This is a genomic window from Thiobacillus sp., from assembly GCF_018780105.1.
Taxonomy (GTDB): Bacteria; Pseudomonadota; Gammaproteobacteria; order Burkholderiales; family Thiobacillaceae; genus Thiobacillus.
The window spans coordinates 1-12,336 of sequence record NZ_JADMKC010000001.1 but is presented as its reverse complement, the minus strand read 5'-3'; the positions used below and the strand labels follow the sequence as shown (position 1 = coordinate 12,336).

General features: G+C 63.4%; 12 protein-coding genes. All 12 read right to left on the bottom strand.

Annotation, left to right across the window (positions count from 1 at the left end; genetic code table 11):
* Nucleotides 1–35 precede the first annotated feature (35 nt).
* A complete protein-coding gene (locus tag IV098_RS00060) occupies nt 36–677 on the bottom strand; it encodes an SPOR domain-containing protein (protein ID WP_296885188.1) in 642 nt (213 codons plus the stop codon).
* Nucleotides 658–1,926 carry a bifunctional tetrahydrofolate synthase/dihydrofolate synthase gene (gene folC / locus IV098_RS00055; RefSeq protein WP_296885186.1) on the bottom strand — a complete coding sequence of 423 codons (1,269 nt, stop codon included), beginning with the start codon at nt 1,924–1,926 and terminating at the stop codon, nt 658–660. Before folC ends, IV098_RS00060 begins: the two co-directional genes overlap by 20 nt.
* Nucleotides 1,927–1,935: 9 nt before the next feature.
* Nucleotides 1,936–2,805, bottom strand: a complete 870-nt coding sequence (gene accD, locus IV098_RS00050) for an acetyl-CoA carboxylase, carboxyltransferase subunit beta (protein ID WP_296885184.1) — start codon at nt 2,803–2,805, stop codon at nt 1,936–1,938.
* Nucleotides 2,806–2,832: 27 nt separating this feature from the next.
* Nucleotides 2,833–3,639, bottom strand: coding sequence for a tryptophan synthase subunit alpha (gene trpA, locus IV098_RS00045; RefSeq protein ID WP_296885182.1), 807 nt, complete (start codon nt 3,637–3,639; stop codon nt 2,833–2,835).
* A gap of 40 nt (nt 3,640–3,679) precedes the next feature.
* Nucleotides 3,680–4,879 (bottom strand): tryptophan synthase subunit beta, encoded by a 1,200-nt coding sequence (gene trpB / locus IV098_RS00040; protein ID WP_296885180.1) that lies wholly within the window; start codon nt 4,877–4,879, stop codon nt 3,680–3,682.
* The gene (locus IV098_RS00035; protein WP_296885177.1) at nt 4,876–5,493 is read right to left on the bottom strand and encodes a phosphoribosylanthranilate isomerase; all 618 of its coding nucleotides are present in this window, start codon (nt 5,491–5,493) and stop codon (nt 4,876–4,878) included. Before IV098_RS00035 ends, trpB begins: the two co-directional genes overlap by 4 nt.
* Entirely contained in the window at nt 5,478–6,257 is a 780-nt protein-coding gene (truA, locus tag IV098_RS00030) for a tRNA pseudouridine(38-40) synthase TruA (RefSeq protein ID WP_296885175.1), read from the bottom strand. Before truA ends, IV098_RS00035 begins: the two co-directional genes overlap by 16 nt.
* Nucleotides 6,258–6,267: 10 nt before the next feature.
* On the bottom strand, nt 6,268–6,876 hold the full coding sequence (locus IV098_RS00025; protein ID WP_296885172.1) for a CbiQ family ECF transporter T component: 609 nt from the start codon (nt 6,874–6,876) through the stop codon (nt 6,268–6,270).
* Nucleotides 6,869–9,331, bottom strand: coding sequence for a FimV/HubP family polar landmark protein (locus tag IV098_RS00020; protein ID WP_296885170.1), 2,463 nt, complete (start codon nt 9,329–9,331; stop codon nt 6,869–6,871). Before IV098_RS00020 ends, IV098_RS00025 begins: the two co-directional genes overlap by 8 nt.
* Nucleotides 9,332–9,464: 133 nt before the next feature.
* Complete coding sequence (asd, locus tag IV098_RS00015; RefSeq protein WP_296885168.1) at nt 9,465–10,577, bottom strand: aspartate-semialdehyde dehydrogenase; 1,113 nt, start codon at nt 10,575–10,577, stop codon at nt 9,465–9,467.
* Nucleotides 10,578–10,656: 79 nt separating this feature from the next.
* On the bottom strand, nt 10,657–11,718 hold the full coding sequence (leuB, locus tag IV098_RS00010; RefSeq protein ID WP_296885166.1) for a 3-isopropylmalate dehydrogenase: 1,062 nt from the start codon (nt 11,716–11,718) through the stop codon (nt 10,657–10,659).
* 39 nt (nt 11,719–11,757) lie between these two features.
* A partial coding sequence (gene leuD, locus IV098_RS00005) for a 3-isopropylmalate dehydratase small subunit (RefSeq protein WP_296885164.1) occupies nt 11,758–12,336 on the bottom strand: 579 nt, incomplete at its 5' end.

Here is a 12,336-nt window from a genome sequence, read left to right as displayed (position 1 = left end):
CAAATCAAACGCGTTTGCCGCACCGGCCTGGCCGCTCATTTCGCCACGACCTGGCCTGGAATGCCGCTATTCGCAAGTTTCACGCCAGCGGCTACGGCAGCGTCATGCGTGGGAAAAGGCCCGACACGCACCCGCGTCAGTTTGCCCACGGTGTCGGTATACGTCGGCAGGCCCGTTTCGGCGGCGCGTGCCTGCAGGGCCTGCGCCTTGGCGGCATCGGCCAGCGCGGCCAGCTGGACGACGTAGGTTTTGCCCGTGGCAGCGGGTTTGGCCTCGGCCGCAACGGGCGCGGGCGTGGGTTTGGCTTCGGGTTTGGCGACAGGTTTGGGTTCGGGCTTTGCCGCGGGCTTGGCTGGCTGCGCAGCGGCAGACTTGGTCTCGGCTGGAGCGGGCTTCGGCGGCTCCGGTTTGACGACTTCAGGCTCGGGTTCTTCGGCCTGCGCGGGTGCGGCGGTTGCAACAACGGGCGCTGCTTCTGCATCCGTCGGATCGGGCGTTTCGGCTACTTTGGGCTCGGGCACCACAGCCATTTTCACTGCCAGCGAACTGGCCGGTGGCGGCTCGTCCTCGAGCAGCAGCGGCAGCACGATCACTGCCAGCAGGATCAATACGACTGCACCGATCAGGCGCCGCCGGGCACGGCGTTTAAGTTCAGATTCAGGGCTGGGAGGCGGCATGGTCGAGCACGGCGGCAACGGTATAAAACGAACCGAAGGCCAAGATTCTATCACCTTCACGCGCCGCGCTTCGCGCCGCGGCAAGCGCCGTTTTTACATCGGGCTCGATGCTGACCGGCACGCCCTGCACGTGCCTCTGCAGTTCGGCGGCCAGTGCGGCGGCATCGCGCGCGCGCGGCGAATTGGGCGTGCAGACCCACCAGCCGTCGATCTCGCCCGACAAGGCGTCGAACACGCCTGCCGCGTCCTTGTCGGCCAGCATGCCCACCACCGCCAGGGTGCGCCCCGCCACCGGCTGTTCGCGCAGGGTGGCCGCTAGCGCGCGCGCCGCTTCCGGGTTATGCGCCACGTCCAGAATAAGTTCGGGTGCGCGGGCGATGCGCTGGAAGCGGCCCGACACCTGCGCCCGCGCGAGGCCTGCATGGATCGCCGCCGCGTCGACCGGCAGGCGGGCTTGCAAGCAGTCCAGCGCCGCCAGTGCGCCGGCGGCGTTGCGCAATTGATAGGCGCCGGCCATCGCGGGCAGCGGCAAATCGGGCCAATACGTGTCCGCGCTGCGGTAGGCCCAGTGGTCGCCTGCGCGCTGCGCCGTGAAGTCCTGCCCGATACGCCGCAGATCGGCGCCGATCTGGCGGGCATGGTCGAGCAGGCTGGCGGGCGGGTTCAAATCGGCACAAATGGCGGGACGTGCCGCGCGGTAAATACCGGCTTTTTCATACCCGATCAGTTCGCGGGTGTCGCCGAGATAGTCCATGTGATCGAGGTCGACGCTGGTGACGATGGCCGCATCGGCGTCGAACACGTTCACCGCGTCGAGACGGCCGCCGAGGCCGACTTCGAGGAGGGCCACGTCCACCCCGGCGTCGACGAATTGCAGCATGGCGCCGAGGGTGCCGAACTCGAAATAGGTCAGGGAGATGTCGCCGCGCGCGGCTTCGATGCGCTCGAACGCGGCGACCAGGCCGGCATCGTCTGCCTCCTGGCCGGCGATGCGCACCCGCTCGTTGTAGCGCAAGAGGTGCGGCGAAGTGTAGAGACCGGTCTTGTAACCGGCCGCGCCGAGGATGGCTTCCAGATAGGCGCAGGTGGAACCTTTGCCGTTGGTGCCGCCGACCGTAATGATCGGAAATGCCGGCACCAGCCCCATCGCATCCTTGACCCGACGTACCCGCTCCAGCCCCAGATCGATCGCGCTGGGATGCAACTGCTCCAGCCGTGCCAGCCAGCCGGCCAGCGTCAAGTCCGACACGCCAGGCTTCTAGGCAGCAAGCGCGGGGCGTCCCATCATCATCGCCAGCGTGGTTGCGAGCTCGTCGCGCATCTGGCGGCGATCGATGATGCGGTCGACCGCGCCTTTTTCCTGCAGGAACTCGGCGCGCTGAAAACCTTCCGGCAGAGTTTCGCGCACGGTCTGCTCGATCACGCGCGGGCCGGCAAAACCGATTAGCGCATTCGGCTCGGCGACGATCAGGTCGCCCAGCATGGCAAAGCTGGCCGACACGCCGCCCATGGTCGGATCGGTCAACACCGAAACGAAGGGCAGGTGATGACGCGACAACTGGGTCAGCGCGGCCGAGGTTTTGGCCATCTGCATCAGGGAAAACAGGCCTTCCTGCATGCGCGCGCCGCCGCTGGCGGCAAAGCAGATGAAGGCGGAATTCGATTCGATCGCGGCTTCCACGCCCAGCACGAAACGCTCGCCCACCACCGAACCCATCGAACCGCCCATGAACTTGAATTCAAACGCCGCCACCACCACCGGCACGGCCTTGATGCTGCCGCCCATCACCACCAGCGCGTCGGTTTCCGAGGTAGCGGTCTGGGCTTCTTTCAGGCGCTCCGGATATTTCTTGCTGTCCTTGAATTTGAGCGGGTCGAGTGGTGTGACGCGCGCGCCGATTTCGGTCTGGCCATCGCCATCCAGCAGCATCGCCAGCCGGGCGCGGGCGCCGACGCGGTGATGGTGGCCGCACTTGGGACACACTTCGAGATTGCTTTCGAGGTCGGCGCGATACAGCACTTCGTTGCATGCCGGGCATTTCGACCACAAACCCTCGGGCATGGATTTTTTGTCCGACTGGACACGCCGCTTGATCTTCGGCGGCAGGATTTTCTGGAACCAGCTCATAGTTTTCTCCGCTTGCTTGTTCTGACTTTATTTCGACGCTGCGTCCACCCCGCGGCGCAAATCCTGCACCAGGGTTTTGACGCGGCTGACCACTTCGCTTTCGGGCGAGGTTTCAATTTCGTTCACGATGCGGCTGCCCACCACCACCGCATCGGCGATGCGCGCCACCGCCTCGGCGGTCGCCGCGTCGCGGATACCGAAGCCCACGCCGACAGGCAGGGTGCAGTGGCGGCGGATGGTGGCGATTTTCTGCGCGACTTCGTCCATGTCGAGATTGGCCGAGCCGGTGACGCCCTTGAGCGACACGTAGTAGATAAACCCGCCTGCTGCTGCTGCGACCAATTCCACCCGCGACTCCGGGGTGGTCGGCGACAGCAGAAAAATCGGATCCAGCCCGGCTGCCTTGAACACGTCTGCCACGCCGACCGACTCTTCCGGCGGGATGTCCACCGTCAGCACGCCATCGACGCCCGCCGCCTTTGCGGCTTCGGCAAAGACTGCGTAGCCCATGCGCTCGACCGGATTGGCATAACCCATCAACACCACCGGCGTCGTCGTATTGATTTTGCGGAATTCCGCAGTCATCGCCAGCACGTCCTTCAAACCGATCTTGTTTGCCAGCGCACGCTCCGAGGCACGCTGGATCACCGGGCCATCCGCCATCGGATCGGAAAACGGCACCCCCAGCTCGATGATGTCGGCGCCGGCCTCGACCAGCGCGTGCATCAGCGGCACCGTCATCCCCCGACCGGGGTCGCCCGCGGTAATGAAGGGGATCAGGGCTTTCTTGTTTTGCGCTTTCAGCGCGGCAAATGTCTGGCCAATACGGCTCATGGTCTACTCAATCTAAAGTCGGTCTTGGGTGAAGCGTTCATCAGAGCGTGATTCCCGACAGCTTCGCGACGGTGTTGATGTCCTTGTCGCCGCGACCCGAAAGGTTCACCAGAATGATCTGGTCCTTCTTCATGGTCGGCGCGAGCTTCTTCGCCTGGGCCACGGCGTGGCTGGATTCCAGCGCGGGAATGATGCCTTCGTACTTGCACAGGTCGTGGAATGCCGCCATGGCTTCATCGTCGTTGATGGCGACGTATTCGGCCTTGTGTTCGTCTTTGAGCCAGCTGTGTTCGGGGCCGACGCCGGGATAGTCGAGGCCGGCCGACACTGAATGGGTTTCGATGATCTGGCCGTTTTCGTCCTGCATCAGATAGCTGCGGAAGCCGTGCAGAATGCCGGGGCTGCCTGCGGACAGGGGCGCTGCGTGTTTGCCCGAAGCGATGCCGGAACCGCCCGCCTCGACGCCGATCAGCTTGACGCCGGGATGCGCCAGATAGGGATAGAAAATGCCGATGGCATTGGAGCCGCCGCCGACGCAGGCAACCACGCAATCGGGCTGGCGATTGGCCTGTTCCTGCATCTGCACGATGGCTTCGCGGCCGATGACGCACTGGAAGTCGCGCACCAGCATCGGATAGGGATGCGGACCGGCCGCGGTGCCGAGGATGTAGAAAGTCGACTCGACGTTGGTAACCCAGTCGCGCATCGCTTCGTTCAGCGCATCTTTCAGGGTTTTCGATCCGGAGGACACCGGCACCACGGTCGCGCCAAGCAGCTTCATGCGGTAGACGTTGGGCGACTGCCGGGCGACGTCTTCGGCGCCCATGTAGACCACGCATTCCATGCCGTAGCGCGCGGCGACGGTGGCCGAGGCCACGCCGTGCTGGCCGGCGCCGGTTTCGGCGATGACGCGCTTTTTGCCCATGCGCCGCGCCAGCAAGGCCTGGCCGATGGTGTTGTTGATCTTGTGCGCACCGGTGTGGTTGAGGTCTTCGCGCTTGAGGTAGATCTGCGCGCCGCCGTATTGCTCGGACAGGCGCTTGGCGTGATAGACCGGACTGGGGCGGCCGACGTAGTGTTTCAGTTCATACTCGAACTCGGCGATGAAGGCCGGATCGTTGCGCGCCTTTTCGTATTCGACGCGCAATTCGTCGAGCGCCGCCATCAGGGTTTCGGCGACGAATACGCCGCCGTAAGGGCCGAAGTGGCCGTGGGAATCGGGAAAATCTGTCAGCTTCATGATGCTTTCGCTTTCGCTATGAATTGCGCAAGCTTCTGCGCGTCCTTGATGCCTTTGCTTATTTCTACGCCGGATGACACGTCGACGGCCCAGGGGCGCACCTGTTGCACCGCTGCGGCGACGTTGTCCGGAGTCAAACCGCCCGACAGAATGACCGGGCCCGGAAGTTCTGCCGGGATCAGGTTCCAGTCGAAGCGCTCGCCGGTGCCACCTGCCACGCCCGCCACCCAGGCGTCGAGCAACAAGCCTCGGGCCGAACCGAAGTCAGCCGCGCATTTTAACAAATCCGTGTCCTGATTGACCCGTACTGCCTTGATATAGGGTCGGCCGTGGCGTTCGCAGTCGGCTGGCGTCTCATCGCCGTGAAACTGCAACATATCCAGCGGTACGGCTTTGAGCACCGCAGCAATGAAAGCGGGCTCGGCGTTGACGAACAATCCCACCGATTGCACGAAGGGCGGCAGCGCGCGCAGCAGGGCGGCGGCGGTCTCGGCCGATACGTTGCGCGGGCTTTTTTCGTAAAACACGAATCCCAGCGCATCCGCCCCGGCCGCGCAGGCGGCGTGCAAATCCTGTAACCGGGTAATGCCGCAGATTTTTACGCGAACAGCCATCGCTCAGAGGTTTCCGGTAGGGCAAAGTGCGCAGGATAGCGGATATGGGTGAGATACAGCCCGGCTGCGTCAAATGTGGGCGCGGCGCGCGTGCGATCGCGGCCGTCCAGAATTTCGCGTATCCATGCAGGCGGATGGGCGCCCGCGCCCACCTGGATCAGGCTGCCCATCAGATTGCGCACCATGTGGTGCAAAAAACCGTCGGCGCGGAAATCACACAATAGATAGTCGCCGCGCCGTTCGATCTGCAGCAACCGCAAATCCTTGACCGGCGACTTGGCCTGGCATTCGGCGGCGCGAAAAGCGGTGAAATCGTGCTGGCCGATCAGTAGCGCAGCCGCTGCATTCATCGCCGCCGCATCGAGCGGGTTGTGGTGCCAGCCGATCAGGCCCTGATTCAGGCCCGGGCGCACCGCGTGATTCAGCAGCACATAACGATAGCCCCGCTGCATGGCGCCGAACCGCGCGTGGAAATCCTCTCCGACTTCGCGCGCCCACAATACCGCCACGCCTGCGGGCAAGTGACTGTTGACGCCGCGCACCCAGGCGCTCAACGGCCGCTTCACGTCCGTATCGAAATGCACCACCTGAAACGCCGCATGAACGCCAGTATCGGTGCGGCCAGCCGTGGTGACCCGGATCTTTTCTCCGGCAATCGCCGCCATGGCGGCTTCCAGTGCATCCTGCACGCCGCAGCCCTGCTGCTGCGACTGCCAGCCGCAAAAGCCGACGCCGCAATATTCCAGACCCAAAACAATACGCATATGAAGTTGATCAACCCAACACGGCAAGCAACAAGGCCGCGAGTATGACGGCGACGTCACAGCTTTGCCAGCGTGCGGCATGCAGGGTGTAGGTGGTGGGCGTTGCTTCGTCCGGCATGGGCTCGCGCAATGCATCCAGCCAGCGTGCCGGTTTCGGCGCCTGCTCGACATATTCCAGCGTCAATCCCAGGCGCACGGCGAACGCGCGGCGGTCAAACCCCAGCCAGGCCAATGGCCGTGCCAGAACATACAAGCCGTAAATCAGCTGCGGCCGCGTTGTATAGGCCAGCATAACCGCCAGGCCGGCCAGCAGCAGCACCAGCCGCCCGGCGCGCAAGCCGCCCTGCTGCAGGCCTTCGATGGCGGGACTCGCCCAGGACAACGCAGGCCACAGCACCGTACCCGGCACCGCATAGGCGTAAGTCAGCACCAATACCGCCAGCAACCAGCGGGTGCGCCGCAGCAGTCGCAGCAATTGCAAACGGACGGGCGCAAACAGAAAGGCCGTCGCTATCGCGACGGCCAGTAATCCCAGCTCGGGCAAGGCAGCGCGTTCTACCGCGACTGCCCACCCGCACCACAGCAGGATGCGGGCTACCGGATGGGGACAGTTATGCAAGCGAACTCATCAGGCCTTTCGCATCGGCTTTTTGCTTGTCGCTGCCTTCGGCCAATACTTCGGTCAGGATCTCGCGCGCGCCTTCCTTGTCACCCATTTCGACATAGGCCCGGGCCAGATCCAGTTTGGTACCGACTTCGTCGAGTTCGAGTTCGTTGCCGCCCGAATCGCCCAGATCCAGATCGAGGCCGCTGAAATCGAATTTGCTGACGGGGCCGTTGTCTTCTTCCAGTCCCAGATCCAGATCGAGCTTCATGTCGTCCGCGGCGGCGGCAGGCAAATCCAGATCGGGCAGATCGAAGTCCAGGCCCTGCGTGTCAGGCTCCTGATAAGCAGGCGCTGCAGCAGCAGGCGCGTCGAAATTCAGGACATGCCCGGCCGATTCAAATTCCATCGGCGCGTTGGTCACCGGATCGGCTTCCATCTCGGGTTCCAGTTCAGGCTCGGCCACCATTACGGCTGACGATTCGAACGACGCTTCGGCGACTGCCGGAGCAGACTCGCTCCCCACGGCTCCGCCTGCGATGACATCGGTCGCCGCCACGGTGCCCAGCGCCACGGCCGGGGCCGTGGACTGCACGCCACCGTAAAGCGGGTTGGTTGGGTCGATGCTGCGCCCCATTTCGCAGGCTTTATCCCACAGCGGGCTTTGCTTGTTGCCCAGCGCGGCATACAACTCGCCGGCAACCGATTCGAAAGCCGCGGTGTTGCGACGGGCGGCATACACTTCGAGCAGCTTGACGCGAACTTCGGGGCGATCCGGGTTCTTGTTGATCGCTTCCTTGAGAATTTCTTCGGCCTGGGCATCACGTCCATACGCCATGTAGACCTCGGCCTCGGCTATCGGATCGACATCATGGGTGTCGATCGTGCCCAGCCCGGCCTGGCTGAAGTCGGTGAGGAAAGAGGTGTCGCCGGTATTGATGCTGCCGCCCGATGCCGCCCCGCCGATCACGGAAGTCGGACGCACATCGCCACCGCTCATGATGCTGTCGTCCAGCGCCGTGCCGGTTTTGCGACGGCGACTGCCGCCCGCCATCATCCACCACAGCGCGCCACCCAGGCCCAGCGCGGCCAGACTGCCGCCCCAATACATGGGGTTGGCCAGCAGCGGGTCGAACCAGTTTCCAGCAGGCTCGGCGGGCGTTTCGACCACTGGCGCGGGAGCGGGTTTCTTCGGTGCAGGTGCTGGCACAGGGGCCGGCTTCGGCACCACGGGCGCAACCGTGGGGGCGACGGGGGCTGGGGCAGGCGCTGCGGCCTTGGCCTTCTCTTTCATTTCGATCAGTTTCTGCGCATCCTGAATCTGTTTTTCCAGCATGGCTGCACGCTGTTCGGATTCTTTAAGCGCCTTCTGCCGCGCGATTGCGTCTTCTTCCTGCGCGCGCTGTTTTTCCTGCTGGGCGCGCTTTTCGTCAGCCTTGCCCGGGACTGCCGGCGGCGTGACCTTGGACAGTTTCAGCACGTCCTTCTGTGCTTCGGGCGCGGGCTTGGCACGGTCTTCCACCTTGGGCGTGACCTTGCCGCTGCTCGCCTGAGTCGGTGCAGGCTTGGCTGCCGGTGCTTCCTTGACTGCGCCGGCGAGGCTCTGGCGATAGGCACGCCAGTCGTCAGACTGCAGTTTGATTTCACGCACGGCTTCCTGCTGCGGAATGCCGGCGACAGTTTCTGCCGAAGGCACCGCCAGCTTCGCGCCGGCTTTCATGCGGTTCATGTTGCCGTCGAATGCCTTGGGGTTTTCGCGATACAGCCCGACCAGGGTTTGCTCGAGGCTCACCCCCGACGGGCTCACCCGTTTTGCGATTCCGCTCAGCGTTTCGCCGCGTTTGACCGTAATTTGGTCCGGCGTGGCTGTCGGTTCAGCGGGGCGCGGTGCAGGCGCTGCTGTCTTGGGCGCCGGCGCGGGTGCAGGCGGCTTGGCTGCGGCGGGTGCCGGCGCTTTGCTGGGCGCGGGCTCGGCAACCGGTGCCGGTGCTTTTGCAGCGGGTGCTGGCTTGGCGGCCGGCGCCCGGGTCGGCGTCACGGTCACAGGGGCCACGGATTCCTGAGGGGACATGCCGGGTGGATCGAGCAACACCGTGTATTCGCGCACCAGGCGGCCGGATGCCCAGTTCAGTTCGATCAGCATGTCCACAAAGGGATCATTCACCGGACGATTTGAAGTCACCTTCAAGACCGATTTGCCGTTGGACTTGGTCTCGACGGAGAAACGCAGGGAAGAAAGCACCGGCGCGAAATCAACTTTCGCATCCCGGAAAGCCTGGTCCGAAGCGAGGCTGGCCGTCAAACTGTCCAGCTCAGCCTTGTCTGCCGCAAAAATCTCGATCTCGGCAGCCAGCGGTTGTCCCAGCGCCGAACTGACGGACATTTTTCCGAGCCCGGCAGCATGCGCCATCAGCGGCACGGTGATCAGTCCTGCGGCCACCAGTTGGGTGGTGAAGCGCTTCAATTTCATCCCGTTTCTCCATTTTCGCCCTGCTTAGCGGGGCTGTTGAATCCTTGACGCCATTATTGACGGCTCATCGCGCGCAATCTTTAATGCAACAATCGCACCAGGCCTGCACTGGCCGGTTTCCGGCCCGATACGGTCAAGCTTCCAGCAGGATACGCAACATGCGGCGCAACGGTTCTGCCGCGCCCCACAGCAACTGGTCGCCCACGGTAAATGCGGTCAGGTATTGCGGGCCGAGATTGAGCTTGCGCATGCGTCCGATCGGCACCGTCAGGGTGCCGGTCACTGCCGCCGGGGTGAGTTCGCGCATGGTGATCTCACGGTCGTTCGGCACCACTTTCACCCAGTCGTTGTGCGCGGCCAGCAGGCCGTGGATGTCGTCGAGCGGGACGTCTTTGGTCAGTTTGATGGTGAGCGCCTGCGAGTGGCAGCGCATCGCACCGACGCGCACGCAGAGGCCGTCGATCGGGATCGGGTTCGCGCTGCGGCCCATGATCTTGTTGGCTTCGACCTGCGCTTTCCATTCTTCCTTCGACTGGCCGGACTCCAGCGCGACGTCGATCCACGGAATCAGGTTGCCGGCCAGCGGCACCGGCCACGCGTCGGTCGGATAGCGGTCGGAGCGGATGAAATCGGCCACCTTGCGGTCGATATCGAGAATCGCCGAGGCCGGGTCGTCGAGCAGGGTCTTCACTTCGCTGTTGATCGCGCCCATCTGCTGGATCAGCTCGCGCATGTTGCGCGCGCCGGCGCCGGACGCCGCCTGATAAGTCATCGGCGACACCCATTCGACCAGCCCGGCGTCGAACAGACCACCCATCGCCATCAGCATCAGCGAGACCGTGCAGTTACCGCCGACATAGGTTTTGGTGCCGTTGGCGATGCCGTCCTGAATCACCTGCTTGTTGACCGGGTCGAGGATGATGATGGCATCGTCCTTCATCCGCAGCGTCGACGCTGCGTCGATCCAGTAGCCGTTCCAGCCCGCCGCACGCAGCTTCGGGTAGATTTCCTTGGTGTAATCGCCGCCCTGCGCGGTGATGATGGCGTCGCACTGTTTCAGCTCGTCGACGGATAGGGCATCCTTGAGCGCGGGCACGTCCTTGCCGATATCGGGGCCTTTGCCGCCCACATTGGAGGTGGTGAAAAACACCGGATCGATCAGATCAAAGTCGCGCTCCTCTTTCATCCGTCCCATCAGCACGGAACCCACCATGCCGCGCCAGCCGATCAGTCCAACCTTCATCATGTTCATCTCCAATTAAATCGGGGTCAGGCGTAAGGGGCGAAGCGTGAGGATTCCGTCCTCACCCCTACCCCCTCACCCCTCACAAACTTTTAACCACCGCGTCGCCCATTTCGCTGCACGACACCTTTTGCGTGCCTTCTGTCCAGATATCGCCAGTACGCAGACCTTGCGCAATCACTTTCTTCACCGCGCCCTCGATGCGGTCAGCGGTGGCCAGATCGGCAAAGGTATAGCGGTACATCATCGCCACCGACAGGATGGTCGCCAGCGGATTCGCCAGGTTCTTGCCCGAAATATCGGGGGCAGAGCCGTGGATCGGTTCGTACATGCCCTTGTTGTTTTGATCCAGCGAGGCCGACGGCAGCATGCCGATGGAGCCCGACAGCATCGAGGCCGCGTCGGACAGGATGTCGCCGAAAATGTTGCCGGTGACCATGGTGTCGAACTGCTTCGGTGCGCGAATCAACTGCATCGCCGCGTTGTCGACGTACATGTGCGAGAGCGCGACCTCGGGGTAGTCCTTCGACACCTCGATCATCACTTCCTTCCACAGCTCGGAGCATTCCAGCACGTTGGCTTTTTCGACCGAGCAGAGTTTCTTGCCGCGCTTCATCGCGATGCCGAACGCCACATGCGCCACGCGGCGCACTTCGGATTCGGAATACAGCATGGTGTTGAAGCCAACGCGTTCTCCATTCCTGATTTCAATCCCGCGCGGCTGGCCGAAATACACATCGCCGGTGAGTTCGCGCACGATCATCAGGTCGAGGCCGGACACCACTTCGGGCTTCAGCGAAGAGGCGCTGGCCAGTTCGGGATAAAGCAGTGCCGGGCGCAAGTTGGCGAACAGATTGAGTTCCTTGCGGATGCGCAGCAAGCCGCGCTCGGGACGCAGCGGACGGTCGAGCGCATCGTACTGCGGGCCGCCGACGGCGCCGAGCAGCACCGCATCGGCCGCACGCGCGAGGCTCAGCGTGGCTTCCGGCAGTGGATCGCCCGCTGCGTCATAGCCAGCGCCGCCGATGGGCGCGGTTTCCATTTCGATTTTCGCGCCGTCGCTTTTCAGGACATCGAGCACCTTGACCGCCTGGGCGACAATTTCCGGGCCGATCCCGTCGCCGGGCAGAACTGCAATTTTCATAAGTAAACCTTCGTCACCGCCTGCTGCGGTGCATTCACGTTAAGCAAACAACCACGGCGCGTCGATTTTGCGCCGTTCCTCGTACGCCTTGATCTTGTCGCCCTGCAACAGCGTCAGGCCGATATCGTCCAGACCATTGAACAAGCGATGCTTGCGCCCTGCATCCACCTCGAACGGAATCCTTGCGCCGGTGGGGGTGGTGACGGTCTGCGTATCCAGATCGACTGTCAGCGCATAACCCTCGTTGGCTTCGCAGTCCTTGAACAGGCTGTCCACAATGGCGGCATCCAGCACGATGGGCAGGATGCCGTTCTTGAAACAGTTGTTGAAGAAGATATCGGCAAACGACGGCGCAATGATGGCGCGAAAGCCTGCATCTTCGAGCGCCCAGGGCGCATGCTCGCGACTCGAGCCGCAACCGAAATTGTCGCGCGCCAGCAGCACGGAGGCGCCCTGGTAGCGCGGCTGGTTCAACACGAAATCGGGGTTCAGCGGGCGGTCGTGATTCGACTTGCCCGGCTCGCCGTGGTCCAGGTAACGCCACTCGTCGAACAGGTTGGGGCCGAAACCGCTGCGCTTGATCGATTTCAGGAACTGCTTGGGAATGATCGCATCGGT